The organism is Streptomyces sp. NPDC048185, assembly GCF_043202495.1.
Lineage (GTDB): Bacteria > Actinomycetota > Actinomycetes > Streptomycetales > Streptomycetaceae > Streptomyces.
In genome coordinates this window covers 454,045-480,581 of sequence record NZ_JBIDAN010000002.1, presented here as the reverse complement: position 1 = coordinate 480,581, position 26,537 = coordinate 454,045, and the positions used below count along the sequence as shown (strand labels likewise).

The following is a 26,537-nucleotide window of genomic DNA, read 5'->3' as shown; positions in this document are numbered from 1 at the left end:
AGGTGCCGTCGCCTGTGACGTCGCGGACGCGACGTGGTGCTCCGTGCTAGCCTTACGCGTTTGCGTGGTCGTCGCGGTGGGCGATTCCCTCTGTCCGGTTCCGCCTGTGCGGGGACTGTTCCCTCCTGCCGGGCCTTCCTCGGTACGTTCCTCTGCGGAAGGCTGTTCATGAAGCACCCCGACGACTCCGGCACCCCTCATGGCGGTCCCGCCCGGCCCGGCGTCACCACCCCGCCGACTCCGGCCGTCTCCTTCACCGGTCTGGACCTGCCGGTGGCAGTGCTGCGGACACTGAGCCGACTCGGGCTGCGCGACCCCTTCCCGATCCAGGCCGCCACGCTGCCCGACGCCCTGAAGGGGCGCGACGTCCTGGGCCGCGGCCGCACCGGCTCCGGGAAGACGCTCGCGTTCGGCCTGCCGCTGCTGACCCGTACGGCCGGACGGCGCGCGGAGCCGAAGCAGCCCCTCGCCTTGATCCTCGTGCCCACCCGCGAGCTGGCCGAACAGGTCACCGAGGCGCTGAGGCCGTACGCCGAGGCACTGCGGCTGCGGCTTGCCACGGTCGTCGGCGGCATGTCGATCGGCCGGCAGACCGCAGCGCTGCGCGAGGGAGCCGAGGTGGTCGTCGCCACCCCCGGACGCCTGCACGACCTGATCGAACGCAACGCCTGCCGCCTGGGACGGGTGCGGATCACCGTGCTCGACGAGGCCGACCAGATGTGCGACATGGGCTTCATGCCGCAGGTCGTCGACCTGCTCGACCAGGTGCGGGCCGACGGTCAGCGGATGCTGTTCTCGGCCACCCTGGACGGCGACGTCGACCGACTGGTCCACCGCTACCTCCACGACCCCGTCGTCCACTCGGTCGACCCGCCCGCGGGCACGGTGACGACGATGCGGCACCACGTCCTCGTCGTCCACGGACCCGACCGCTACGCCGTCGTCACGGAGATCGCCGCCCGCGACGGCCGCGTCCTGCTGTTCCTCGACACCAAGCACGCCGTCGACCAGCTCACCCGGCACCTGCGGGCCGGCGGGGTGCGCGCCGGTGCCCTGCACAGCGGCAAGTCCCAGCCACAGCGCACCCGGACGCTGGCGCAGTTCAGGAGCGGCGGGATCACCGCTCTGGTGGCGACCGACGTCGCGGCCCGCGGCCTGCACGTCGACGACCTGGACCTCGTGGTCAACGTCGATCCGCCCACCGACCCCAAGGACTATGTGCACCGGGCGGGCCGCACCGCCCGTGCCGGTGAGTCCGGCAGCGTGGTCACGCTCGTGCTGGGGGGTCAGCGCCGGGAGACGGGCCGCGTCCTGGCCGAGGCCGGAATCGAGCCGACCGTCACGAAGGTGCGCTCGGGCGAGGCGGAACTGAGCCGGATCACCGGCGCCAGGGCTCCCTCCGGGATCCCGCTCGACGGAGGGCCCGCCGCCCCCCGGCCCAAGAACACCAACGCACCCTTCCGCGGCCTCGGCACCAGCAAGGACGGCTCCCGCGGTGCCGGCGGCAAGTCCAGGAAGGCCGGCGAGGCCCGCAAGCTCGCCGAGGCCCGCAGAGCCGCCCACGTGCGTCGCAACGGCTGAGAAATCCGCCCGCGGCGACTCTCCCGGCATGACAGGCTGTGCCTGCCAAACCCCCCGAACCCAGGAGGTCACCATGACCGCAGAGCCCGCAGCCACGGACGGTTCGGAACCGGACACTCCCGAGACGTCCCCGCTGACGCCGGACAGCGACGGCAACTACGACCTCAAGCGCAAGTTCCGCGAAGCCCTGGCCCGCAAGCGCGGTGTACAGGCCGACGCCGCCGACGCCGCCGCCGCGCCGGGCGCGTCCAAGGTGCGTGGGGCACACGGTCCGGCCGCGAACCAGCGGTCGTTCCGGCGCAAGAGCGGCGGCTGAGCCGGCCCCGCTGCATGGAGAAGCCGCACGACGCCCCGTCACCGCCCGTACCGCCGGGCAGTGGCGGGGCGTCGCGCTTCCCCGGCCCGCTGGTTCGAATCGCCGCCGCCCGCGCCCCCGGCCGACTATTGACCGGAAACCGCCAACGACAGGCACCTCATGCTGCGGTTTTGTGAACGGAGTGTGTACCGGCGGTCGAAACTTGGCCGGAATGACGTGGCGGAGGGGGTCCGCGCGCGCACGCAAGCGGTACCGCCAGCGGTCGTACCTGGCGTCGGACGCGCCCTGCGGATGTGGGCAGTTGCCAGGTCAGCCCCGGTCGCAAGGATCAAAAGTCACTCTGCGTGAGCCTGTTGACAACCTTTGAGCGCGCTTGCATTGTCTTGCTGACCGCGCCGACCGAACGAGCAGTCGGTGCGGGACGGGGAGGAACAGTGCACGCAATGAGTACGGGCGGGCCCGACGAGGACTGTCCGGAGGACACGGACGACGTCCCCGCTCTCGTGATCGTCGGCGCCAACCCGACCGTGGCGAGGGCGGCGGCGTCTCTGCCCGGCGAGCTGATCCACGTACAATTGCCCGGCGCCCCGGCCCTCGACCCGGGCACCCGGGTCCTGGAGACCGACTTCCAAGACCTGCCCGCCTTCCTGGCCTTCACCGAGGACGTCCTGCGCCCTCTGCGGCCCACGGCCGTCGTCTCGCTCACCGAGTTCGGCCTGGAGCCGGCCGCCCTGGCCGCCCGCCGGCTCGGCGTCACCGGCGTCGACCCCGCCGTCGTCCGCGCCACCCGGGACAAGCTCGCCATGCGGCGGATCCTGGAGCGCGAGGCACCGCACCTGAACCCGGCCTTCGCGGCGGGGGACGACGCGGACGCGGTGGACAGGCTGTTCGCCGCCTACGGGCGGGTCATCGCCAAGCCGGTCGACGGAGTCGGCAGCGACTCCGTCGCCCTGGTGGAGAGCGCCGACGCGCTCCCGGCGGACCGCCGTACGGCCGCCACGCTGTTCGAACAGTTCGCGGAGGGGCGGGAGTTCAGCGTCGAAGCTCTCTCCGCGGGCGGGCGGCACACGGTCGTCGGCATCGCCGAGAAGGGCACCACGGACGGCTTCGTGGAGGTCAGCCACATGATGCCGCCGCCCTCCCTGGACGCGCGCAGCCAGGAACTGGTCGCCCGGGCCGTCGGCGAACTGCTCGACGCCCTCGGGCTCACCGACGGCCCCAGCCACACCGAGGTCATGGTCGACGGCGACAAGATCGTCGTGATCGAGACCCACACCCGGCTCGGCGGCGACGGCATCGCGGACCTGGTACACCTCACCACCGGAGTCGAGTGGCGCAGGGCCGCCCTCGGCTGGGCGACTGCCGCCGGGGTCCGCCGGGGCGCCGCGACGGCCACCGCGGCCGCCACCGTCTTCCTCACCGCCCCGCCCGGACGCGTCACGGCCGTCGCTCCGCCGCCGGCCCTCGCCCACGGCCGGATCGAGACCTGGGAACTCTCCGTGCGGCCCGGCGACGAGGTCCGCCCGATGCGTTCCTCCGCCGACCGGCTCGGCATGGCCGTCCTGACCGCGGCCGGCACCGAAGCCTGTGCGGCGGCCGTCGCGGAACTCACCGCCCGGCCGGTGGTCACCACCGCGCCCGAGCCACATCTCTGACGCGCCCGCGACCGCGGCACCCGCGTCTTGCGGAGCGGCCGCCGCTCCGTCCCGACCGCACGCCTCATTCCTGACGAACACCACACCGGGGGGTCTCATGTCCGTCCAGAACGCGCCGATTTCCTACGATTTCCACGGCGATGTCCCGTTCTCCACGCCCTTCAAGGACATCAAGCCCGACGACATCCACATCTACCTCGACCTCGACACCAAGGTCGGCAAGAACACCTGCGGCCAGAAGTGCGCGCACTGCTGGTTCGTCAACTACGAGAAGGTCTACGACAAGTCCTTCGCCATGGAGGAAGGCCCCCGCATCCTGGAGGGGCTGCGGTCGCACGGGTACCACGTCTACCCGCGCTACGTGGACAGCTTCGCCTACGACGGCGAGTTCATGAACCTCTACGGCCCGGCCAACAACCGCGAGTTCCGCCAGGAGCTGGACCACACGCCGACCGCCACGATGGAGAAGGGCGACGCCTGGACCAGCGGACGCCCCCTGCTCGCCGACAACTGGCGCGAACTCCTCGACCGTGCGGTGGAGAACGGCTACGGCACCGTCTCCATCACCTACCACGGCGTGATCGACGAGAACCTCGCCGTCACCGACCACAAGACGTACCCCATCAAGGGCGTCTTCTCCGGCGCGGACACCGAGGAGGTACTGCGCCGCATCGCCGAGTACAACAAGGGCGTCGCACCCGAGGACGCCTTCCGCGTCAACATCGGCGTCACCATCGGCCGCCACAACCACGGCCGCACCTCCCTGGAGCGCTACGCCCACTACTTCAACAAGCTGGGTGTGGCCACCGTCCGGTTCAACAACTTCACCGACCACGGCAACCGCCACCCCGAACTGCGCCTGAGCCGCGAGGAGGTCGAGCAGGCCTACCGCGACTTCAAGTGGCTCCACGAGACGATCCCGCTCGGCTTCCAGCTCGGCGTCAGCGAGGACTTCGGCACGTTCGGGATCAAGGCGATGGGCTTCCCCGGCCACGTCGGCTGGTGCCGGGCGGGCCGCCAGCTCTTCGCCGCCATCCCCGCGCAGGAGGAGGTCCTCTCCGAGGGACCCGAGGTCCGCCGCGAGAAGATCGGCGACATCGTGGGCTGCGTCAACACCTTCGAACCGCATCTCGGCATCCTGACCCGCACCGTCACCGCCGGCGGCACCACGTACGACGTGGAGTTCGACCACGACGAGATCGAGGCGTTCACCGCCAAGCGGATGTCCGGCACGTACAAGGACGGCTGCTTCGCCACCGAGCTGTCCGAGGAACTCGGTCTGATCTCCCGCGTCCCGCAGCGGCGCCGGCTGCCGCTCCTCACCGACTCCGCGTCCTGAACCGAGAGAAAGACCCCAGCAATGCGCCACATCCTCGTCTTCGCCAAGACGCCCTACGCCAAGACCCCGTACGACCGGTGGCTGGCCGGCTCGGGGATCGTCCCGGTCCTCGTGACCCCGCGCGAGTACGCCGAGGGCTACTCCCACCTCCCGCACGTGCACGCCTTCGACGCGTACGACACCAACCAGCTGGTCGAGAAGACCGCGCTGCGCCTGGCCCGCGAGTTCGCGGTCGAGGCGGTCTTCGCCCGGGCCGAGGCCGATGTCGTACGCGCCGCGCAACTGCGGGAGCTGCTCGGTCTGCCGGGCCAGCACACTGCGAGCGCGCTGGCCTTCCGGGACAAGGTGGTGATGAAGGACCACCTCGCGGGCGGTCCCGTCGACGTGCCGGCCTACCGCCGGCTCGACTCGGCCTACACCGCCCTCGACTTCGTCGCCGAACACGGCTACCCGGTCGTGATCAAGCCGGTGTCGGAGTCGGGCTCACTGGGCGCGGCCGTCGTCCGCGACGAGGCGGAGCTGGACGCCTACCTGGCCAGTCCCTGGCGGGGGAGCAGCGAGATCGAGGTGTTCGTTCCCGGGCAGATGTACCACGTGGACGGGCTCGTGGCCGGCGGGGAGGTCGTCTTCGTCCACCCCTTCCGCTACCTCAACGACTGTCTGTCGTTCCGGAGCAACGACTGGGTGGCCAACCTGCCGCTGACCCGGCAGGACCCGCTGTACGACAGGCTGGTCAAGGCGGCGCGGGCGGTGCTGGCCGAGCTGCCGACACCGCCGCAGACCGCCTTCCACGCCGAGTTCTGGATCACGCCGGACGACCGGCTGGTCTTCTGCGAGATCGCCAGCCGCACCGGCGGAGGCATGATCAGCGCCCTGGTCCGGCACGCGTTCGGGATCGACCTGGACAGGGAGTGGCTGTACGCCGAGTGCGGCCTGCCCCCGACCCCGGCCGACCCCGCGTACCGGCCCGCCGGGGCCCTGTGCATCCCGCCGCGGAACGGGGTGCTGGAGCGGCTGCCCACGGCGGACGAGCAGCCCGGGTGCGTTCGCGAGGTGACGCTCACCGGAACGGTCGGCCAGGAGTTCCACGGCGGGGTGAAGTCCGGTCTCTTCCTGGCCGGTTACGTGGTCGACGGGGACAGCGAGGAGGACGTGGCCGCCAACCTCGAACGCGTGGCGGGCTGGTTCTCCGACACCTCCCGGTGGCGGCCGGCACCGGCCTTTGGAGGTGTCGCGTGAGCGCGACGAACCGCCCGGGAACCACCGCCGCCGGCCTGCCCGGTCCGCCCGCCGTGTCCGGACGGGTGGCCGGGCGGAGCGACGCGCGGTGAGCGGGGGACGTGCCGGGGGAGCGATCGCCGCGAAGTACCGGACGTTCACCGGCCTGCCGTCCGGGCTCAAGTCCCTGATCGTCCTGTCGTTCGTCGTCGCGCTGGGCAGTTACATGGTCACCCCGTTCATCGGGGTGCTGATGGTCGAGGCCGTCCACCTGGACGTCCGGGTGGCCGGGGTACTGGTGGCGGTGGCCACCTTCATCCAGTTCGGCGGCAGCATCCTCGGCGGCGCCGTCGTGGACCGGCTCGGGCTCAAGCGGACCATGGTCCTCGCGCTCACCCTGCGCACGGCCGGCCTGGTCCTGCTCGGGGTGGCCGTCGAGGTGCCCTGGGTGGCGTACCCGGCCGTCGTCCTCGTCGCGGGCGGCCCTGCGCTGTACCTCCCGGCGAACAAGGCGTACATCGTCACCAGCGTCTCCGACGAACTGCGCCCGCTGTTCCTCGGGGTGAGCAGCGCCGCGCTCAACGCCGGTATGGGCCTCGGCCCGCTGCTGGCCGCGCTGGTGGTCGACGCCGACCCGATGGCGCTGCTCATCGGACTGGCCGCGCTCTTCGCACTGATCACCGTGGCCCACCAGATCACCCTGAAGCAGGCCGCGCGCCGGCCCGCGGCGCCGCCGGGGACGACCGGGGAGGAAGGGCGGTCGGGGAAGCGGGCGGCACTGCGGGGGGCGCTGCGCCCTGTCCTGTTCACCGCCCTCGCCTACTACCTGTACTTCTTCTTCCAGAGTTTCATCGGCCTGTACGCGGCCGGGGTGTCGAACATCCAGGCGCTGGGCTGGGTGATGCTGCTCAACTGCGCCATGGTGGTGGTGCTCCAGCCGGTGCTCGCCGACCGCATCGCCCGGGCCGACTACCGCCTGCTGATGGCCGGTTCGTTCGCCGTGATGGCGGCCGGCATGGCGGTCATGGCCCTCGAGGGCACCCCGGCCCTGCTGGCCGGCACGGCGCTGTTCACGATGGGGGAGATCTTCCTCTTCCTCCGCTGCGACCTGGAACTCGTCGACCTCATGCCGCGCAACGCCGCGTTCGCCTTCGGCGTGCAGCGGCTCACGGGCGGTGTCGGCGGACTCCTCGCCGGTGTCGTCGGCGGGTTCGTCTTCGCCCACTACCGGTCCGGCGGCGACCTGGGCACGTTCTGGCTCGTGGTCGGGGCCCAGTGCGCGCTCGCGGCGGTCCTCGCCCTGGCGCTGGGCCGCCACCGGCGGCCCGCCGTGCCCGGCCAGCCGCTGCCCGAACCGGCGGTGGGCCGGTGAACGAGCCGATCGACTCGCCGGAGACACGGTACGTCCACGCCGGTTCGGACCCGCGGCGGCAGGGAGGCTACGTCAACCCGCCCGTGCACCACGCCTCCACGGTCCTTTACCGGGACGTGGCCGAGATGGACGCCTCCCAGGCGGACCCGCTCAAGCGGGGCGGCCCGGTCTACGGCCGTTTCGGCACACCCACCACCCGCGCCTTCGAGGAGGCCCTGACCGAACTGGAGGGCGGCCACGCCGCGGTCGTGACGTGCTCCGGCCTCTCGGCGATCACCACCACGATCCTCGCGTACGTCCGGGCCGGCGACCACATCCTCGTGAGCGACTCGGTGTATCTGCCCACCCGGAAGTTCTGCGACTCGCTCGCCGCGCTGGGGGTGGAGACCGAGTACTACAGCCCGACCGCGGACGGCACCGCGATCGCCCGGCTGATCCGCCCGCACACCCGGTTGCTGTACCTCGAGTCGCCGGGCTCCACCACCTTCGAGGTGCAGGACGTCCCGGCGCTGACCGCCGTCTGCCGGGCCCACGGGGTGGCCACCGTCGCCGACAACACCTGGGCCACGCCCGTGTACCACCGCCCGCTGTCCCTGGGCGCGGGCGTGGACGCCGTGGTGCACTCCGCGACCAAGTACCTGACCGGTCACGCGGACAGCATCCTCGGGGCCGTCGTCTGCACCGAGGAGAGCTACCCGCTCGTCCGGGGCGCGGCGATGCGGCTCGGCCAGTGCGCGAGCGCCGACGACGCCTACCTCGGCCTGCGCGGGCTGCGCACCCTCGGCGTGCGCCTGGCCCGCCACCACGAACAGGGACTGGAACTGGCCCGCTGGGTCGCGGAACAGGACGGGGTGGCGGCGGTCCTGCACCCCGGACTGCCGGGGGACCCCGGCCACGACCTGTGGCGCCGCGACTTCACCGGCGCGGCCGGCCTGTTCGGGGTGGAGCTGGATCCGGCCTTCGGCAAGGCGGACGTCGACGCGATGCTGGACCACCTGCGTCTCTTCGGCCTCGGCCACAGCTACGGCGGCTACGAGAGCCTGATCGTCCCGGCCGACCCCGTCTCCCAGCGCCTGCCGGGGACCTGGACGGGCCGAGGCCCCCTGATCCGGGTCCACGTCGGCTTCGAGGCCCTGGCCGACCTGAAGCGGGACCTGAGGGCGGGCTTCGAGGCGGCCCGGTCGTCGTCGCGGGCTTCGGTGATGCCGTCGGTGTAGGGGGGACAGGCTCCTGCGGGCGCGGGCCCCTGCGCGGCACGCTTCAGTTGATGATGTCGGCCCGGCCGTCCAGACGCATCGCGGCCAGCCGGTCACGCCACGCCTGGAGGGCCTCCGGCGTCTGCCGCGTCCAGTCGGTGACCTCGCCGACGATCCGGAGGGGTTCCCTGCTGCGGTAGGAGCGGGTGGGGTTGCCGGGGAACTTCTTGTCGGTGACGTTCGGATCGTTCTCGAACCGCCCCGTCGGTTCGACGACGTACACGCGCGGGGCGCCGTCGCCGGCGGCGAGTTCGGCGGCGAGCCCCGCGCCGTCACGCAGGGCGGTGAAGTAGATGTGGTTCATCACGATGTCGGGCCGGTAGTTGGAGCGGAAACCGGCGGTGAGGTGATCTCCGACCCGCAGCTCGGCCTTCGTGCCGTGAAAGAAGGGGCCCTCGTCCAACGCCTCGTCCATGGCCGCAGAGTATCAAGCCGGGCTTCCCGGACCGCCGGGCGAGGACGCGGTGCAGCCGGCGGGCGACGTGCCCGGGGCCGTCAGGGGGAGTCCGAGCTGGGCGCGTTCGGTGAGCCACCGGGTCGGACGGTGTCGCGGGTCGCCGGTCGTGGCGTGCAGGTTCCGCTGGAGCTCCAGCATCCGCGCGGCGCCGATCCGGTCCCCCCAGGCCAGCGGTCCGACGGGGTAGCCGAGGCCGGTGCGCACGGCCAGGTCGATGTCCGCCGGAGCGGCGAGCGAGCGCTCCGCGATCGAGGAGGCGACCGACACCACCGAGGCCAGCAGCCGCTGTGCCACCGAGCCCGCCGTGTCCCGCACCACGGACACGGCGTACGGTTCCTCACCGTCCGCCGCCCGGGCCAGGACCGCACGCGCGTCTTGCGCGGCGGCCGGATCGGCCGCGGGTGTCACCGCGAGCACCCGGCGCCGGCCCGCCGCGGGCAGCGGATCGGTCCCGAAGGTGCGTGCGGCGGGCAGACCCAGCGCGGCCACGGCGGAGGCCACCGTGGTGCCCCAGACCGGAACCAGCACCAGCGCGTCGCCGGACGGCTCGGGGCCGGCCTCCACCCTCGCCCCGGCGGCGGCCAGGGCCTCCCGGAGCCCGGCCGCGGAGGGGGCGTCCGTCTCCGCCACGAACACCGGCCGGTCCGCGTCGCCCGTCACCGGCGGCTCGGCGACGGCGGCGGGGGCGGGGACATCGGGGCCGTAGGCGTACCAGCCGCGGCCCGTCTTCCGGCCGTGCAGCCCGGCGGTCACCCGGTTGGGAGTGAGGTAGGAGGGGCGCAGGCGGTCCTCGTGGCGGAACCCCTCCCAGATCGAGTCGATCACCGCAGCCGTGACGTCGAGTCCCGTGAGGTCCATCAGCTCGAACGGACCCATCCGCAGCCCCAGCACGTCCCGGGCGATCCGGTCGACGTCCACCGGTTCGGCGACCGACTCCTCCAGCAGCGCCAGCGCCTCCGTGACCAGGCCCCGGCCGGCGTGGTTGACCAGAAAGCCCGGGGTGTCCGCGACCGTGACCGCGCGGTGGCCGCAGCCCTCCACCAGCGCGGTGAGGGCCGGCGGGATGTCCGGCCGGGTCGCCGCGCCCGGCACCACCTCGACGATCCTCATCAGCGGTACGGGGTTGAAGAAGTGCAGACCCACGAGCCGGCTCGGGTCGTCCAGGGTGGCGGCGATCCGGGTCACGGACAGGGACGAGGTGTTGGTGGCGAAGACCGCGGTGGGGGGCAGCACCTGCTCCAGTTTCCCGAACACCTCGGCCTTGGTGTCCAGGTCCTCACGTACCGCTTCGACGGCCAGTTCGACGTCCGGGCCGGCGGCCCACGGGTCGTCCAGCGGGACCAGCCGTTCCAGCACGGACGCGCGGTCCCCGGCGGACATCCGGCCCTTGTCCACCGCCCGCTCCAGCATGGACCGTACGAAGTCCACGGCCGCCGTCACGGCCTCCGGCCGCGCGTCGCACAGTTCCACGGTGTGCCCGGCGGACGCAGCCCACTGGGCGATGCCACGGCCCATGGCTCCGGCGCCGACGATCCTGATGCGCATGGCGTTCACGGTCCTTTCGTTGGTGCGGAACATGCGGAACACGCGGGGGAGCCCGGACAAGGCGGGGAGAGGCGGAGAGAGGCGGGGCGTCTCAGCGGAGGTAGACGCGGCCGGGGTCCACGTCCTCCCGCAGCAGCCGCAGCTCGGCGGCGGTCGGCGGTTCCACGGTCTCCACGGTGTCGGCCACCTCCAGGTCCCAGCCGGTGGCGTCGCGGACCTGGCCGACCGTCACACCGGGATGGACGGCGACCAGGCGCAGTTCCTCCCCGACGCCGTCACGGGCCAGGATGCCCAGTTCGGTGATGACCCGGGTGACGCCGACGCCCAGGGGGCGGATGCCCTCGGCCAGCGCCCGGTCGGGGCCGGGGGTGGTGCAGAAGTCCAGGGTCCTCGTGAAGGAGCGCGGAGTGTGGCGGCGCATCACCACGAAGACCTCACGGGAGTTGGCCATCACCTCGACGGCGCCACCGGAGCCGGGCAGCCGTACGTCCGGGTGCTGCCAGTCCCCGATCACGGAGGTGTTGAGATTCCCCCAGCGGTCGATCTGGGCGGCGCCCAGGAATCCGACGTCGATGTGGCCGCCCTGCAGCACGTAGCCGAACAGCGCCGGCATCGACAGCACCGCCTCGGCACCCGAGATGAGCACGGCGTCGGCGATGGTCTCCGGCAGGTGCGACGGGTGCGCGCCGCAGACCCCGGACTCGTACACGACCTCGATCTGCGGGGCGACCGTCAGGTGGGCCAGCTCGGTGGCGAGCGTCGGCAGCCCGATGCCGGCGAACACCGTCCGCCGGGAGGCCAGTTCGCGGGAGGCGACGACGGAGAGCAGCTCCGACGACGTGACCGCCTCGGGTGCGGTGAGCGTCACGGTCTCTTTCCTTTCCGGCGGCGCGCTCACAGCCGCCGCCCGTAGTTCACCGGTTCGCTGAGCGCCTCGCCGACCGCGAGCCCCGCCCAGAACTCCTCGCCCAGCTTCGCGGCGTACTCGGCGTGGTCGGCCGTTCCGTACACCCACTCGTCCAGCCACTCCCGCAGCCGCCCCGGGTCCGCGCTGATGTGCGACCAGGCACGGTAGAAGGCGTTGTCGCGGTCGTAGTACCCCTGCGCGAAGGACGGGTGCGCGCCGCGTGGACAGACGACGACGGCGTCGACGGCGTGGGCCGGGATCAGCGTCCGGTTGGGATCGGAGCGGACCACCTCCTCGTCGACGACCTCCTCGACCACGACGATCGCCCTGTCCGCCGCGTACACGGCCTCCGCCTGGACGCCGGTCAGCCCCCAGATCTGGGTGTTGCCCAGGCGGTCCGCCCGCTGGGCGTGGACGATCGTGACGTCCGGATTGACCGGCGGGACGACGTAGACCTGCTCGGGTTCGCCGTCCGGCCCGGGATAGGGCGACGTCACCTTGCGCAGATCAGTGTTGACGCCCGGCAGGTCGCTGCCGCCGTAGCTGCGCAGCGGATAGAAGGGGAGCCGCTGCGCACCGGCCAGGTAGCGGCAGACCATCCCGTAGTGGCTGTACTCCTCGAAGACCAGCGGCGCCGGGTCGGCGCGCTCGATCCTGCGCCGCAGCTCACCGAGCGAGCCCGCCGAGGAGTTGCCGACGAAGGAGGAGACCAGCCGGGAGACACAGCCCGCGGCGATCATCTGGTCCACCACGATGTCCGCCGTCATCCGCACGACGGTCAGGTCGCGGCGGCCCTGGCGGATGATCTCGTGTCCGGCGGCGGTCGGGATGAGATGGGTGAAGCCTTCGATGCCGACGGTGGCGCCGTCGTGCACGTAGGCGGCGACGGCCTCCCTCATCGACATGACTTTGCCGGCCCCGACGGCCGTATGCGTCCGTTCCACGGTGCTCCTCGGCGAGTGCGTGCGGTCGCCTTACCGTGTCAGCGGCTATTGAGTGCTGTCCAATACCAAATTAAGGTCGCATTGAGACGTCACAGCACAGAATGGGTTCTCCGATGGAACTGCGTCATCTCACGGCGTTCATCGCGGTGGCCGAGGAGCTGCACTTCGGCCGGGCCGCCAAGCGGCTGCAGATGGCCCAGCCCCCGCTCAGCCAGCAGATCCGCCAGCTCGAGAAGGAGCTCGGCGTCCAGCTCTTCGAGCGCAACACCCGCTCGGTACGGCTCACCAGTGAGGGCGAGTCCTTCCTCGAACCCGTCAGGGCCGTGCTGGAGGACCTCGACACCGCGGTGCGGGCGGTCAAGGCCGCGGGCCGGGGGGAACGCGGCCGGGTCACCATCGGCTTCGCCGGCGCCTCCAGCCACGAGACGCTGCCCCGCCTGACCCGGGCCGTGCGGGCCGCCCACCCCGGACTGGAGCTGGTGATGAGGGGCCAGACGTATGCCAACGTCGCCCTGTCCCGGGTCGCCGACGGCTCCCTCGACCTGGGGTTCGTCCGTCTCCCGGTGACCCAGCCGGGAGTGGCCTACCGGGTGATCGACGAGGAGGAGCTGCTGTGCGCCCTGCCCTCCGACCACCGGCTGGCCGGACTCGAGAGCATCCCGATCGCGATCCTCGCCGACGAGCCCTTCGTCTCCTTCCCCGCGAACGCCGGCTCCACGGTGCGCGACGCGATGGTCCAGGTCTGCGAGTCGGCCGGCTTCAATCCCCGTGTGGTGCAGGAGGCCCCCGACTCGTACACGATCCTGGCCCTGGTCGCGGCGGGTGTCGGTGTCACCCTCACCGTCTCCTCCGTCCGGCACATCCAGCAGGGCGGGCTCGTCTACCGGCCCCTGGCCGGCCCGCCGGTCCGGCGGCAGGCCGCACTCGCCTGGCGCGCCGACAATCCGTCCGCCGCTCTGCGGACCGTGCTCGCGGTGGCGGAGGAGGCCCTGCCGACGCCTTCCCCGGCTCATTGAGACGTCAGGAGAATCAATGGGCGGTGAACTCGATATTGGACCGACTCAGTGGTCTGGTGCGAAGGTCACCCCACACACCCGAGCCGCCGAAAGGTGTTCCGCCGTGCCCGACCCTTCAGACGTCGTCATCTGCGAACCGCTGCGCACGCCGATCGGGCGCTTCGGCGGAGTCTTCGCCCAGCAGACACCCGCGGCGCTCGCCGCACGCGTCATCGCGGAGGTCGTCGCCCGCACGGGAATCGACCCGGACCGGGTCGACGAGGTGATCCTCGGTCACGCCTACCCCACCTCCGAGGCCCCGGCCATCGGCCGCGTCGCCGCCCTGGACGCGGGACTCCCCGACACCGTCACCGGCCTCCAGACCGACCGCCGCTGCGGCTCGGGACTGCAGGCCGTCCTGGACGCCGCCATGCAGATCCGGGCCGGTTTCAGTGACGTCGTCATCGCGGGCGGCGTCGACGTGATGAGCGCCGCCCCCTACTACACGCACGACGGCCGCTGGGGCATCAAGGGCCCCGGCCTCCAGCTCCACGACGCGCTGGCCCGCGGCCGGGTCACCGCGGGCGGCGTCCACCACCCCGTCCCCGGCGGCATGATCGAGACCGCGGAGAACCTGCGCCGCGCCTTCTCCGTCAGCCGCGCCGACCAGGACGCCCTCGCCCTGCGCTCCCAGGCCCGGGCCGCCCGCGCCATGAAGGAGGGGCGCTACGACGCGGAGACGGTGCCCGTCACCGTGCGCACCCGCGAGGGCGAGACGGTGGTCACCGCCGACGAGCACCCCCGTCCCGACACGACCGCCGGCCAACTCGCGGCTCTGCGCCCGATCATGGTCAAGAGCGACCCGGAGGCGACCGTCACCGCGGGCAACGCCAGCGGCCAGAACGACGCGGCCGCCGCCTGCCTGGTCACCAGCGCCGCCACCGCCGCACGGCTCGGCCTCACCCCGCTGGTCCGGCTCGTGTCCTTCGCCCGGGCCGGCGTCCCCGCCGCCACCATGGGCATCGGGCCCGTCCCGGCCACCCACGCCGCCCTCGGCCGCGCCGGGCTCACCCTCGCCGACATCGACCTCATCGAGATCAACGAGGCGTTCGCCGCGCAGGTCCTGGCCTGCACCCGTGAGCTCGGCCTCGGCGAGAAGGACCACGAGCAGCGGATCAACGTCAACGGCTCCGGCATCTCGCTCGGCCACCCGGTCGGCGCCACCGGTGCCCGCATCCTGGCCACCCTCGCCCACGAGATGCACCGCAGTCAGGCCCGCTACGGCCTGGAGACCATGTGCATCGGCGGCGGCCAGGGCCTCGCCGCGGTCTTCGAGCGCGTCACCGCCTGAGGACACACCCGCCGCAGCCCTTCCCTCCGCGCCGCCGTCCCCGCACCACTCACGCGGCGCAGGGCGTCCCGGGCCACGCCCCGGTCAGTCATCCCCATCCGTTCGATGTCCACAGGGAGTCCCCCATGAGTGCGTCCCCCACGAGCGCGTCCGGCGCCACCGCACGCGAGAAGACGAAGGCCGCCAACCGCGCGGGATTCGGAGCCTTCATCGGCTCGACCATCGAGTGGTTCGACTTCTACATCTACGGCACCGCGGCGGCACTCGTCTTCGACAAGGTGTTCTTCCCCGAACTCACCGGCGCCGTGGGCACCCTGGTCGCCTTCGCCACCTTCTGGGTCGGCTTCCTCGCCCGCCCCATCGGCGGCATCGTCTTCGGCCACTACGGCGACCGCCTCGGCCGCAAGAAGACCCTGGTCATCACCCTGCTGATGATGGGCCTCTCCACCACCGCGATCGGTCTGCTGCCGGGCTACGGGTCCATCGGCATCGCCGCCCCGATCCTCCTGGTCTGCATCCGCATGATCCAGGGCATCGGCCTCGGCGGTGAATGGGGCGGCTCCGTGCTGATCGCCTCCGAACACGCCCCGAAGGGCAAGTTGGTGCTGTACGGGGCGTTCGCCCAGCAGGGCTCGCCCGTCGGCAACACCCTCTCCACCGTGAGCTTCCTGGCCATCAGCCAACTGCCCGACGACGCCTTCGTCTCCTGGGGCTGGCGGGTGCCCTTCCTCGCCTCCGCCGCCCTCGTCATGGTCGGCCTGCTGGTCCGGCTGAAGGTCGCCGAGTCCCCGGCCATGGCCAAGCTCATAGAGAAGAAGGAAGTCGTCAAGCTCCCGCTCACCGAGGTCCTGCGCAGCCACCCCATGCTGATCGTCCTCGGCATCGGCGCCTGCACCATCGGCCTGTCGGCGACCTACTTCAAGTCGACGTTCGCCCTGTCCTGGGCCACCAGCTCGCTCGACTTCGACCGCAGTGCGTTCCTCACGATCATCCTGGTCGCCAACATCACCCAGATCGTCGTCCAGCCCTTCGGCGCGGTCATCGCCACCAGGATGAAGAGCTGGTCCCGCGCCGTGCTCGTGATGCTGGTGCCCGAACTGGTCCTGATGCCGCTGATGTTCGTCCTCATCGGCACGGAGAACTACGGTCTCGCGATGATCGGTGTCTCCGTCGCCACCATCCCGCACTGCCTGTACTACGCCGCCCTCGCCGGCATGCTCGCGAGCCGTTTCCCCGCCCGTCTGCGCTACACCGGCATCTCGCTCTGCTACCAGCTGTGCGGGACGCTCCTGGGCGGTACGACGCCGATCATCGGCCAGTTCCTGCTCAACCGGACCGGCTCCGTCACGGCGGTCATCGCCTACGCCGTCCTCCAGGTGGCGCTCACCCTGGGCTGCATGCTCCTGCTGCTCAGGCGCCCCAACCACGACGAGCAGGCCGCCGGCCCCGCCGTCGCCGAGCCCCGCACCGCCCCCGTCGGCGCCTGACCGCCCCACCCGCAGAACGGAGCACCGCTCATGCCCCTGACCGTGCACGGCATCCCGGAGATCCTCGCCCTCGGCGGACGCGACCTCGGGCACTCCGGCTGGAAGGAGGTCACCCAGGAACTCATCGACGCCTACGCCTACGTCTCCGGGGACCACCAGTGGATCCACACCGACGTGCGGCGCGCCGCGGACGGTCCGTACGGGCGCACCATCGCCCACGGCTACATGGTCCTGAGCTGGGGCATCCCGATGTTCGGCGAGCTGCTCCAGGTGACCGGGGTGGGGCGCGCGCTCAACTACGGGGTCAACCGGGTCAGGTACCCGGCGCCCGTTCCCGTCGGCAGCCGCGTCCGGCTGCACGCCTCGGTCGGCGAGGTCGAGGAGGTCGCCCGGGGCGGGGTGCAGATGACGCGGGCGTTCACCTTCGAACTGGAGGGATCGCAGAAACCGGCCTGCGTCGCGGAGTCACTGACCCACTTCTACCCCTGAGCGGGCCGCCCGCCGACGGTCCTCACCGCCCTCGGCGCCGCTCACGGAGCCGCCCGCGATGTATTGATAATTAATGCGCGGCGTTACCATGGGCCCGCGTTCGCGCCCGCGGCGCCCACCCGCGTGCCTCAGGTGCGCCCGATGTCTAGGAGATGGCGGCATGGCGGCCTACAGCACGCGCGGCGTGCACGGACAGGTGGTCCAGGCGCTCGGCGCGCGCATCGTGGGCGGCGCCGTACCCGAGGGCACCACGCTGGACGTGCGGGCGCTGGGGGAGGAGCTCGATGTCAGTCTGACCGTCATGCGGGAGTCGCTGAAGGTCCTGGCCGGCAAGGGGCTCGTCGACGCACGGCAGAAGCGGGGCACGTTCGTCAGGGAGCGTCAGCACTGGAACCTGCTCGACGCGGATGTCATCCGGTGGCGCGTCGAGGGGGGTGCCGGCGAGGATCTGATGCGAGACCTCGCCGATGTCCGGTCCATCATCGAGCCCGCTGCCGCCCACCGTGCCGCCCTGCACAGGACCGACGCCGACCTCGAGGCACTGGAGGCGGCACTCGACCTCATGGGGCGGGCTCGCACGGACTCGTCGGACGCGGCCGAGGCCGACGCGGCGTTCCACCGCTCGCTCCTGACGGCCACGGGCAACGAGATGCTGGCCCGCATGGACATGCTGCTCGAACCGGGTTTGCGGGAGCGGGACCGCCTGGTACACGCTCACGCGTCCGTCGACGATCCCGTCCCCAGCCATCGTGCCGTCCTCGACGCCGTGCGCGACGGCGACGCGGCCCGAGCCGAACTCGCCATGCTCGACCTGCTGGCGAAGGCGGTCGAGGACCTGGACCAGCTCACCGGGCGGGCGGACGACGGAGCAGGACGCAGGTCCTCCCGGGCTCGCTGATGCACCGCCGGCTCGACGCGCCGCCGCCGGTCACCGGGGCGGCGCGTCCCCCTCTGTGAGCGGTGCCTCGCATGGGCGTCTCGGCTCCGGCGCCTTGGCTTTCCTCGATAATTCATATTTAATATGTGTTGTGGGGTGGCCGTGGTCGCCGACCACAGCCACCCGTCCGCGCCACAGCCTCCGGAGCCGCCCATGCCGTCCACGAATCCGCAGTCGTCCGGGACCGCACCTCGTTTCGACGGGCAGGTCGCCGTGGTCACCGGCGCGGCCGGGGGGATCGGCGCGGCCGTGGCGCGACGGCTCGCGGGCGAGGGAGCCGGCGTCCTCGTCGCCGACATCGACGCGACGGAAGGCGAGCGCACGGCCCGCGCCATCCGGGAGGCCGGCGGCGAGGCGATGTTCCACCGGACCGACGTGAGCGACGAAGAGTCCTGGGCCGCGGCGTCGGACGCCGTCCGCAGCACCTACGGCCCGGTCTCGGCCCTCGTCTCCAATGCCTACACCGTGCGCGTCGCCCCCGCCCACGACACCACGCTCGACCAGTGGAACCAGCAGCTCGGCGTCACACTGACCGGGGCCTTCCTCGGCATCCGGGCCTGCCTGGACGATCTGCGCGCCACCCGCGGCAGCGCCGTCCTGATCTCCTCGGTCCACGCCCTCGTCGGACTGCCGGGCCGCCCCGCCTACGCCTCCGCCAAGGCCGGACTCACCGGGCTCGCCCGCCAACTGGCCGTCGAGTACGGGCCCGACGTGCGGGTCAACGCGCTGCTGCCAGGCCCCGTGCTCACCCGCGCCTGGGACGGGATCGGCGAGGAGGACCGGCAGCGCAGCGCCGATCAGACCGTCGCCGGACGGCTCGGCCGTCCCGACGAGGTCGCCGCGGCCACGGCGTTCCTGCTCAGCGACGACGCCTCCTTCGTCACCGGCGCCTCGCTGGTCGTCGACGGCGGCTGGAGCGCCTACAAGACCTCTTCCTGAACCGAGCCCGCCCGCGCGGAGGACGCCCGCGCCCGGCATCCCGGCCGGACCGCGGTGCCCGGCCCGCACCAAGGAGAAGCATGAAGATCACCCGCGTCGAGACGTTCGCCGTGCCGCCGCGCTGGCTGCTGTGCCGTGTCGAGACGGACGACGGCGTCGTCGGCTGGGGCGAGCCGATGGTCGAGGGCCGTGCGGCCACTGTCCGCACCGCTGTCCGGGAGCTGTCCGAACTCCTCGTCGGCCAGGACCCGTTGCGCATCGAGGACCACTGGCAGACCATGACCAAGGGGTCGTTCTACCGGGGCGGTCCCGTTCTCTCCAGCGCGGTCGCCGGACTCGACCAGGCCCTGTGGGACATCGCCGGCAAGGTGTACGGCGCACCTGTGCACCAACTGCTCGGCGGCCCCGTGCGCGACCGGGTACGGGCCTACACCTGGGTCGGCGGCGACGAGCCCGGCCGGATCGCCGAAGCGGTCCGGGAGCAGGTGGAGGCGGGTTTCACCGCCGTCAAGATGAACGCCGGCGGCCGGATGAACCGGCTGGCGACCGTCCGCGACATCGACGAGGTCGTCTCCCGCGCGGCCGCCGCCCGCGAGGCGCTCGGCGACGACCTGGACTTCGCCGTCGACTTCCACGGCCGGTTCACCGTCGCCAACGCCGCCAAGCTGCTGCCGCACCTCGCCCCTTTCAATCCGCTGTTCGTCGAGGAACCCCTGCTCCCCGAGTACACCCACCGGCTGGGCGACCTGACCGCGTCGTCCCCCGTACCGCTGGCCCTCGGGGAGCGCCTCTACTCGCGCACCGACGTCCTGCCCGCCCTCACCGCCGGAGTGGCCGTCCTCCAGCCCGACCTCTCCCACGCCGGCGGCATCTCCGAGGTCCGCCGGATCGCCGCGCTCGCCGAGACCTTCGACGTCCTCCTGGCCCCGCACTGCCCGCTGGGGCCCGTCTCGCTCGCCGCCAGCCTCCAGGTCGCGTTCGCCACTCCGAACTTCCTCATCCAGGAGCAGAGCATAGGCATCCACTACAACGTGGGCGCCGGTCCGCTGGACTACCTGGTCGACACCACGCCGCTGCGCTTCCAGGACGGCCATCTGCTGCGTACCGCCGTCCCCGGCCTCGGCATCGAGGTGGACGAGAAGGCGGTCCGCGCCGCCGACAACACCGTCGCGGACTGGCACAACCCGCTCTGGCGGCACACCGACGGCTCCTTCGCCGAATGGTGAACCCCGCCCGCCCCCGACCCCTCTGGACGTGAACATGAACGCCCCGCAGACCTGCGCCACCGACGACTTCTCCGCCGTGCTGCGGCGCACCCGGCTGGCCGCCATCGTGCGCGGCCCGGACGCCGACGCCGCGCTGCGCACCGTCCTGGCCCTGCTCGACGAGGGCGTGTCCCTCGTCGAGGTCTCCCTCAACACGGCCGACGCCCTCAACGTCATCCGCCGGGCCGTCGCCGAGGCCGGCCCCTCGGCCTTCGTCGGAGCGGGCACCGTGCTGACCGAGGACGACGTCGCCCTCGCCCGGGAGGCCGGCGCGAGCTGGATCGTGACTCCCGCGCTCACCGAGTCCGTCGCCGCCTCGGTCCGCGCCGGCCTGCCGGTCCTGGCCGGCGCCCTCACCCCGACCGAGGCCGTCGCCGCCCGCCGCGCCGGTGCCGACGCCGTCAAGCTGTTCCCCGCCTCGCTCGGCGGCCCCGCCTACCTCAAGGCGCTCCGCGACCCCTTCCCGGACTTGCCCTTCGTACCGGTCGGAGGGGTCGACCTGACCGGTGCCGAGCAGTACCTCGCGCACGGAGCCATCGCCGTCGGCGTCGGCTCCCCGCTGGTCGGCGACGCCGCGCGCGGCGGTGACCTGGACGCCCTGCGGGACCGCGCCCGCCGCTTCGTCGCGCTCTGCGGCGGCGACACCGCGCGGGGGCAGGCATGAGCACCGGCCCGCACACCGGGAGGACCACCGCCGACGTCCTCACGTTCGGCGAGACCATGCTTGCCGCGCAACTGCCCGGGCCGCTCGCGATCGGCGCCGAGGCCCGCACCACCATCGCCGGTGCCGAGTCCAACGTGGCCATCGGCCTGGCCCGGCTGGGCCACCGCACCGCCTGGGCGGGCCTGGTCGGAGACGACGAACCCGGCCGGCTGATCCTGCGCACCCTGCGCGGCGAAGGCGTCGACACCTCCCACGCCGGCGTCCGCCCCGAGGCGCCCACCGGCGGCATGCTCCGCGAGCGACGCGTCGCCGACCTGGTCCGCGTCCACTACTGGCGCCGCCACTCCGCCGCGTCCCTGCTCACCCCGGCCGATCTCGCGCCCGCCCTGGACGCCGGCGCCCGCGTCCTGCACCTGACCGGCATCACCTGCGCCCTCGGCCCCGGCCCGCTGGAGACGGTGCGCGAGGCCGCCGCCCACGCGCACGCCCACGGCTGGACCGTCGCCCTGGACGTCAACCACCGGCGGCGCCTGTGGACGGCCGAGGACGCGGGCAAGGCCCTGCTGCCGCTGCTGGAGCACGTCACCGTCCTGATCGCCTCCGACGACGAACTCCCCGTCGCCACCGGCGCCTTCACCCGGCGGCCGCGAGGCGAGGAGGACGCCGTCGACGCGCTGCTGGCGGCCGGGGTACGGGAAGTGGTCGTCAAACGCGGGGGAGAGGGAGCCGCCTTCCGTGACCGGGACGGCTCCCGCTGCACGGTCCCGGCCCTGCGCGTGCCCGTACGCGACACGGTGGGAGCGGGCGACGCCTTCTGCGCCGGCTACCTCTCCGGACTGCTCGACGGGCTGCCCCCGGACGGACGCCTCGACCGCGCCAACACCCTCGGCGCGTTCGCCGTCGCGTCGGACGGCGACTGGGAGGGCCTGCCCCGCCGCGACGAACTGGGCCTGCTCGCCGCAGCCCCGGGCTCCACGATCCGCTGACCGTCCACGACCACCGGGAGCGCCGCACCATGACCGAACTGACGCCCCTGGGCGCACCGGACCGCCTGGAGCTCGGCGAGGGCGTCCGCTGGGCGGACGGCCGGCTCGTCTGCGTCGACATCCTCACCGGCCGCCTGCTCACCCCGGACGGCGACGACCCGAACGGCGACGGCGCCGCCCCCCTGCGGCCCCTCGCCCGCCTGGACGTGCCGCTCGGCGCGGTGGCCCCGGTCGCGGGCCGGCCCGGCACCTGGATCGCGGCGGCCGGCACCGGCATCTGCCTGCTCACCCCCGGCACGGCCCCCGAGTGGCTGGCCGACCCTGAGCGGGACGCGTCGAGGGCGATGCGCATGAACGACGGCTGTGCCGACCCGCACGGCCGCTTCTGGGCCGGGAGCATGGCCTACGACGGGACACCCGGGGCCGGCTCCCTGTACCGGACCGGCCCCGACGGCACGGTCACCAGGGCCCTGGACGACATCACCGTCCCCAACGGCCCCGCCTTCGACGGGGACGGCGCCACGATGTACCTCGCCGACAGCGCGCGCGGTCTCGTCCGGCGCTACCCGGTGGACCCGCGCGACGGCGGTCTCGGCGAGGGCGAGGAGTTCGCCCGGGTCACCGGGGGAAGCCCCGACGGTATGACCGTGGACCGCGAAGGCGCCCTGTGGACGGCGGTCTGGGGTGCGGGCGAGGTCCGCCGCTACCTGCCCGACGGCACTCTGGCGACCGTCCTGCGCCTGCCGGTCGCCCAGCCCGCGGGTCTCTGCCTCGGCGGTGACGACGGGCGCACCCTCTACGTCACGACGGCCCGGGTGGGACTCGCCGCGCCCGGGCCGCTGGACGGGGCCGTGTTCCGGGCCCGCGTGGAGGTGCCCGGACTGCCGACGGCCGCCTACCGCCCCACGGTGTCCTGACCGCCGTGTCTCCGACATCCGTGCCCGGCACCTCGGCGGCCCCGAGATGCCGGGCACAGGCGTTCGGGCGGGAGTCAGCCGGGCGGCACCGCCACCGCTCCGAGGACGTTCCCCCCGCAGCACACCTCCACGCGAGCGGCGTCCGGACCGGCCGGCAACCGGACGTCCAGCACCAGGGGCGTACCCGCCCCGCACGCGGCGAGGGACTGCCGCCGGAGCACCCGGCCGGCCGTGTCCCGCACCAGCAGGGCCGCCGGACCGCCGCCCGCCGGCACGCACACGCCGGTCACCCTCCCCTCCGAGCAGGTGAGCGGCTCGCTCCACCAGGCGTGCGCGCCGACCGAGGTCACCGCGCCGAGCCGGGGACCTAGGGACACGGTGCCGTCCAACGCGGTGGTGCCGCCGGGCGCCAGCTCCCGGTACGGGCCGAGCGCCTCGCACTCCACCACCCGGTGGCGCGGCCGCAGGCCCCCGAGGTGCCCCAACGGCTCGTCCAGCGGGTGTTCCATCCAGACCTCCGCCCGCGCACCGTCGTCCGGGTAGGGAGCGCCGGGGTCGACCGGGAAGCGGAAGGTCCAGGTGCCCGCCGGGCCGACGTGGGCGATCCACCCGGCCGCACCGGGGAAGCCGACCTTGCCGACCACGTCCTGCGCCGGGACGTGCAGCAGGTCGCCGTGGCGCTCGACGCGCGGCCGTCCGGTGCCCGCGACCAGGTCGACGGTGTCGGGCGTGCCGGACCCGGCCGTCCCCAGCCACACTCCGTCCCCCGGCTGCTCGGCGGGGTGCCCCGGCAACTGGGTGACGTTCCACAGGGCCCACCGGACGGTCCGTGCCGAGATGTTCCGGGCGCCGAGCCGCAGCCCGAAGTCGCACCGGCCGGCGGCGAGAGTGATCCGGCGGGTCAGGCGCAGGCCGGTACGCGGATCGTCGCCGCTGGTGAGAACGACGTCGGCGCGCGAACCGTCGTCCGCGACGTCCACGTCGCAGGCGTACGCCCCCGAGTCCAGGACGGGGTCCGGGGGGCCCGCCCACTCCTCGGGTCCCGACCAGCCCTGCGGGGCCGGCCAGGTCTTGTCGCCGCCCCAGTTGTGCCAGGCGGACATCGGGCCGTCGTGCGCTGCGACGGTCGACGGGTTCCGGGCGCCCAGCGTGTCGTCCAGGAGCTCCGGATTCCGGTGCAGGAACTCCCGGCCGTTGCGGACCGCCGACAGGATGCGGCCGCCCAGCTCGGGGGCGATCACCAGGCTGATCAGGCCGTTGTCCACCTCCACGACGTCGTGTCCGGCGCGCGCCCGCCGGACGGCGCGGACCCGGCCCTCGCCGGGTCGGTGTGCGGGTGTACTGCTCACGAAGGTGCTCCTCGGAAAGAACAGGCCCGGACGGCAGCGGTGGAGTCACTGCCGTCCGGGCCGTGCGGAAGGGAGGGAACGATGCGGCGCGTGCGGTCAGTCCTCGAAGACGAGGCAGACCTTGCCGGCGGCGCGACCGGCCGCGGCCTCGTAGGCGCGCTGTGCCTCGGTGAGCGGGAACCGGTCGCTGACCAGCCGCTCGGGGTGCAGTCCCTGCCGGGCGAGCAGTTCCGCCAGCCGGGTCATGCCCTGCACGGAGGTGACCCAGGAACCGGAGATCAGCACCTGCTTGTGGAGGACGTCGTCCGAGACGTCGAGACTCATCTGCCCGCCCTCGCCGACCAGCGCGAGCCGGCCGCGCACCCGCAGCGCCTTGAGGGCGAGGGAGCGGGCCGCCGGGTGACCGGAGCAGTCCACGGCCGCTTCGACGCCGGTGCCACCGGTCAGCTCCCGTACCCGGTCCAGCGGCTCGGCGGAGGAGTCGAGCACCTCGTCGAACAGCCCGAGCGAGCGGGCCCACGCCATCCGTTCGGGGACGACCTCGGCGCCGTACACGGTGCGCACGCCGAAGGCGCGGGCGACCATGGCAGCCGCCGCGCCGACCGGGCCGAGCCCGGTGACCAGCAGTCGGTCCGCCCCGCTCAGCGCGATCCGGGAGAGTGCCTCGTAGACCGTGCCGATGCCGCAGGCGATGAAGGCGCCGTCGACGTAGGTGAGCGGCTCGGGCAGCGGGACGCAGGTGTTCTCCTCGGCGAGGACGTACGGGGCGTGGCCGCCGTCGCGCTGCCAGCCGTAGGCGGTGCGGGACTCGGAGGTGCAGCCGATGAAGTAGCCTCGCGCGCACTCGTCGCACTGGCCGCAGCCGGAGATGTGGTAGACCGCGACCCGGTCGCCGGGCGCGAGCCGCTTGCAGCCGGGGCCCACCTCGACGACCTCGCCCGCCGGCTCGTGCCCGGCGACCACGTCGTCGTAGCGTGCGCCGCCCTCACCGATGTGGCCGTTGTAGATGTAGTGGATGTCGCTGCCGCAGATCCCGGAGGCGCGCGTGCGCAGGACGACCTGGCCGTGGCCGGCCCGGGGGCGGGGCGTCGCGCGCAGGTCGACGGTGCCGTCACCGGGCAGGAAGGCGCCGGTCATCGTGGCGGTGTCGGAGTTCGTACTCATGTCGTTCCTCGTTGCTTCGGGTACGGGGTGTGCGGGGCACGGGGGCACGGCCGGTCAGGACGACTGGAGGTCCTTCAGGGCGGGGGAGGCCGCGGTGACGGCGTCACCGGCGCGGCGCGACCCCGGGTCCTCGGGTACGTCGAGGTAGCGCCAGGTGAGCAGGGCGCCGGCCAGGTACATGCAGATGTAGACGATGACGACGCCGGTGTGGCCCACGAGGGGGTCGACGACGGAGTACGTCAGGGGCCCGACGAAGGTGGAGAGTCCGGCGGCGAGGCTGTAGATGCCCATGGCGTTGCCCTTGTCCTCCTCGGGCACCAGGGACGGCAGCAGCGCGGACAGCGGGATGTACCCGGCGAGCATGATGCCGTAGACGACCGTGGCCAGCAGGGCGACGGCGTAGTTGCCGGGCGCGAGCTGGGGTACCCAGTAGACGAGCGCCACGCCGAGCGCGCAGCCGGCACCGCCGGCCCAGGCGATGGTGGAGCGCCAGCCCAGCCGGTCGCTGATCCGGCCGAAGAACGGGTCGGCGAGGATGCCGATGACGCCCATGAAGGTGACCAGGGCGAGGTACTTGGACTCGCTGATGCCGATGTCGTCGGTGAAGAACGACGGCAGGAAGACGAAGAACCCGAAGTACGGCGTCGTGTTGATCATCCGGACCACCGCGGCGACACCGATGCGCGGATGGCGCTTGAGCACACTGACGCCGCGCAGCAGTTCCGACCGGAAGGAGAAGTCCGGGGCCGTGGTGTCCACCATCGGCCGGGTGCCGCGGGCCTCCTTGACGGCGAAGGAGCCGATCGCCGCGCCCACCGCGACCAGTCCCAGGGAGAGCCAGAAGGTGGAGTAGGCGCCGACCAGCGGGATGCTGACGGCGGCGATGGCGGAGCCGATGGTCGGCAGTCCCGCGCTGTAGGCGAACCAGAACCAGCCCGCGGCGGAACCGCGCAGTTCCTTGCGGGCGGTGAGCTGGATCCACAGCAGGAACGCGTAGGCGAACAGCGGATAGGCGATGCCGCGCAGGCCGTAGAAGACGTAGACGAGGGCTTGGTTCCCGCTGGGGAGGGCCGCTGTGAGGAAGAGGACCTCGAAGACGATCCAGAGCACCGCGCCGGTCCGCATCACACGGCGCGGTCCCCACACGTTGGACAGGGCGCCGGAGAGCCAGGAGCCGAGGGCGACGAAGGCGCCGTAGACGCTGATGACGAGACCAGCGCCGGAGGAGGTGAAGCCGCTGTCGCGGAGGTACGGCTCCAGGTAGTTGGACTCCACGCCGTCACCGATCATGAAGATCAGGACCGCGACATATCCCCACATCAGGGGGCGGGGGATGCCTATGCGCTCCACCCGGGGCAGCGCGCTGCGCGGCATCGTCGGCGCGCCGGGGGCTGTGCTCATCGA

The 26,537-nt window shown here is 72.8% G+C and carries 24 protein-coding genes; 17 read left to right on the top strand and 7 right to left on the bottom strand.

What is annotated here, in order from left to right; all coding sequences use genetic code 11:
• Nucleotides 1–168 precede the first annotated feature (168 nt).
• The 7 genes from ACGF3H_RS08125 (at nucleotide 169) to metC (ending at nucleotide 8,698) form a co-directional block, all read left to right on the top strand.
• Nucleotides 169–1,581: a DEAD/DEAH box helicase gene (locus tag ACGF3H_RS08125; protein ID WP_362496604.1), complete on the top strand. Its 1,413-nt coding sequence runs from the start codon at nucleotides 169–171 to the stop codon at nucleotides 1,579–1,581.
• A 73-nt stretch (nucleotides 1,582–1,654) separates the two neighbouring features.
• Nucleotides 1,655–1,897, top strand: a complete 243-nt coding sequence (locus ACGF3H_RS08120; RefSeq protein ID WP_362496606.1) for a DUF5302 domain-containing protein — start codon at nucleotides 1,655–1,657, stop codon at nucleotides 1,895–1,897.
• A 443-nt stretch (nucleotides 1,898–2,340) separates the two neighbouring features.
• Nucleotides 2,341–3,552: an ATP-grasp domain-containing protein gene (locus tag ACGF3H_RS08115; RefSeq protein WP_362496607.1), complete on the top strand. Its 1,212-nt coding sequence runs from the start codon at nucleotides 2,341–2,343 to the stop codon at nucleotides 3,550–3,552.
• 97 nt (nucleotides 3,553–3,649) lie between these two features.
• The gene (locus tag ACGF3H_RS08110; RefSeq protein ID WP_362496610.1) at nucleotides 3,650–4,891 is read left to right on the top strand and encodes a radical SAM protein; all 1,242 of its coding nucleotides are present in this window, start codon (nucleotides 3,650–3,652) and stop codon (nucleotides 4,889–4,891) included.
• A 21-nt stretch (nucleotides 4,892–4,912) separates the two neighbouring features.
• Nucleotides 4,913–6,130 (top strand): ATP-dependent carboxylate-amine ligase, encoded by a 1,218-nt coding sequence (locus ACGF3H_RS08105; protein ID WP_362496612.1) that lies wholly within the window; start codon nucleotides 4,913–4,915, stop codon nucleotides 6,128–6,130.
• Nucleotides 6,131–6,218: 88 nt separating this feature from the next.
• Complete coding sequence (locus tag ACGF3H_RS08100; RefSeq protein ID WP_362496615.1) at nucleotides 6,219–7,481, top strand: MFS transporter; 1,263 nt, start codon at nucleotides 6,219–6,221, stop codon at nucleotides 7,479–7,481.
• The gene (gene metC, locus ACGF3H_RS08095) at nucleotides 7,478–8,698 is read left to right on the top strand and encodes a cystathionine beta-lyase (protein WP_362496617.1); all 1,221 of its coding nucleotides are present in this window, start codon (nucleotides 7,478–7,480) and stop codon (nucleotides 8,696–8,698) included. Before ACGF3H_RS08100 ends, metC begins: the two co-directional genes overlap by 4 nt.
• Before the next feature lie 43 nt (nucleotides 8,699–8,741).
• Here the strand turns inward: metC and arr are convergent, their stop codons facing one another.
• The 4 genes from arr to ACGF3H_RS08075 form a co-directional block, all read right to left on the bottom strand.
• Nucleotides 8,742–9,152, bottom strand: coding sequence for an NAD(+)--rifampin ADP-ribosyltransferase (arr, locus tag ACGF3H_RS08090; RefSeq protein WP_362496620.1), 411 nt, complete (start codon nucleotides 9,150–9,152; stop codon nucleotides 8,742–8,744).
• A gap of 12 nt (nucleotides 9,153–9,164) precedes the next feature.
• Nucleotides 9,165–10,739 (bottom strand): 3-hydroxyacyl-CoA dehydrogenase, encoded by a 1,575-nt coding sequence (locus tag ACGF3H_RS08085; protein ID WP_362496623.1) that lies wholly within the window; start codon nucleotides 10,737–10,739, stop codon nucleotides 9,165–9,167.
• A gap of 91 nt (nucleotides 10,740–10,830) precedes the next feature.
• Nucleotides 10,831–11,607: a CoA-transferase gene (locus ACGF3H_RS08080; RefSeq protein WP_362496625.1), complete on the bottom strand. Its 777-nt coding sequence runs from the start codon at nucleotides 11,605–11,607 to the stop codon at nucleotides 10,831–10,833.
• Nucleotides 11,608–11,633: 26 nt separating this feature from the next.
• Nucleotides 11,634–12,551 carry a CoA-transferase gene (locus ACGF3H_RS08075; RefSeq protein WP_362496812.1) on the bottom strand — a complete coding sequence of 306 codons (918 nt, stop codon included), beginning with the start codon at nucleotides 12,549–12,551 and terminating at the stop codon, nucleotides 11,634–11,636.
• A 152-nt stretch (nucleotides 12,552–12,703) separates the two neighbouring features.
• Between ACGF3H_RS08075 and ACGF3H_RS08070 the strand changes: the two genes are divergently transcribed.
• The 10 genes from ACGF3H_RS08070 (at nucleotide 12,704) to ACGF3H_RS08025 (ending at nucleotide 22,620) form a co-directional block, all read left to right on the top strand.
• Nucleotides 12,704–13,606, top strand: coding sequence for a LysR family transcriptional regulator (locus tag ACGF3H_RS08070; protein ID WP_362496627.1), 903 nt, complete (start codon nucleotides 12,704–12,706; stop codon nucleotides 13,604–13,606).
• A 103-nt stretch (nucleotides 13,607–13,709) separates the two neighbouring features.
• Nucleotides 13,710–14,936, top strand: a complete 1,227-nt coding sequence (locus tag ACGF3H_RS08065; protein ID WP_362496630.1) for an acetyl-CoA C-acetyltransferase — start codon at nucleotides 13,710–13,712, stop codon at nucleotides 14,934–14,936.
• A gap of 125 nt (nucleotides 14,937–15,061) precedes the next feature.
• Entirely contained in the window at nucleotides 15,062–16,423 is a 1,362-nt protein-coding gene (locus ACGF3H_RS08060; protein ID WP_362496631.1) for an MFS transporter, read from the top strand.
• Between the two features lie 30 nt (nucleotides 16,424–16,453).
• Nucleotides 16,454–16,912 (top strand): MaoC family dehydratase, encoded by a 459-nt coding sequence (locus ACGF3H_RS08055; RefSeq protein WP_362496634.1) that lies wholly within the window; start codon nucleotides 16,454–16,456, stop codon nucleotides 16,910–16,912.
• A 160-nt stretch (nucleotides 16,913–17,072) separates the two neighbouring features.
• Entirely contained in the window at nucleotides 17,073–17,810 is a 738-nt protein-coding gene (locus tag ACGF3H_RS08050; RefSeq protein WP_362496637.1) for an FCD domain-containing protein, read from the top strand.
• Nucleotides 17,811–18,002: 192 nt separating this feature from the next.
• Nucleotides 18,003–18,788, top strand: coding sequence for an SDR family oxidoreductase (locus ACGF3H_RS08045; RefSeq protein WP_362496639.1), 786 nt, complete (start codon nucleotides 18,003–18,005; stop codon nucleotides 18,786–18,788).
• Nucleotides 18,789–18,868: 80 nt separating this feature from the next.
• Entirely contained in the window at nucleotides 18,869–20,014 is a 1,146-nt protein-coding gene (dgoD, locus tag ACGF3H_RS08040) for a galactonate dehydratase (RefSeq protein ID WP_362496641.1), read from the top strand.
• Between the two features lie 34 nt (nucleotides 20,015–20,048).
• Complete coding sequence (locus tag ACGF3H_RS08035) at nucleotides 20,049–20,717, top strand: bifunctional 4-hydroxy-2-oxoglutarate aldolase/2-dehydro-3-deoxy-phosphogluconate aldolase (RefSeq protein WP_362496643.1); 669 nt, start codon at nucleotides 20,049–20,051, stop codon at nucleotides 20,715–20,717.
• On the top strand, nucleotides 20,714–21,703 hold the full coding sequence (locus tag ACGF3H_RS08030) for a sugar kinase (RefSeq protein ID WP_362496646.1): 990 nt from the start codon (nucleotides 20,714–20,716) through the stop codon (nucleotides 21,701–21,703). Before ACGF3H_RS08035 ends, ACGF3H_RS08030 begins: the two co-directional genes overlap by 4 nt.
• A gap of 29 nt (nucleotides 21,704–21,732) precedes the next feature.
• The gene (locus ACGF3H_RS08025; protein WP_362496648.1) at nucleotides 21,733–22,620 is read left to right on the top strand and encodes an SMP-30/gluconolactonase/LRE family protein; all 888 of its coding nucleotides are present in this window, start codon (nucleotides 21,733–21,735) and stop codon (nucleotides 22,618–22,620) included.
• 74 nt (nucleotides 22,621–22,694) lie between these two features.
• Here the strand turns inward: ACGF3H_RS08025 and ACGF3H_RS08020 are convergent, their stop codons facing one another.
• The 3 genes from ACGF3H_RS08020 to ACGF3H_RS08010 all read right to left on the bottom strand — a co-directional run bounded on the left by ACGF3H_RS08020 (nucleotide 22,695) and on the right by ACGF3H_RS08010 (nucleotide 26,534).
• Nucleotides 22,695–23,969 (bottom strand): DUF4380 domain-containing protein, encoded by a 1,275-nt coding sequence (locus ACGF3H_RS08020; RefSeq protein ID WP_362496650.1) that lies wholly within the window; start codon nucleotides 23,967–23,969, stop codon nucleotides 22,695–22,697.
• A 96-nt stretch (nucleotides 23,970–24,065) separates the two neighbouring features.
• Nucleotides 24,066–25,133: a zinc-binding dehydrogenase gene (locus ACGF3H_RS08015; protein WP_362496652.1), complete on the bottom strand. Its 1,068-nt coding sequence runs from the start codon at nucleotides 25,131–25,133 to the stop codon at nucleotides 24,066–24,068.
• A gap of 54 nt (nucleotides 25,134–25,187) precedes the next feature.
• Nucleotides 25,188–26,534 (bottom strand): MFS transporter, encoded by a 1,347-nt coding sequence (locus tag ACGF3H_RS08010; protein WP_362496653.1) that lies wholly within the window; start codon nucleotides 26,532–26,534, stop codon nucleotides 25,188–25,190.
• Nucleotides 26,535–26,537: the final 3 nt, after the last annotated feature.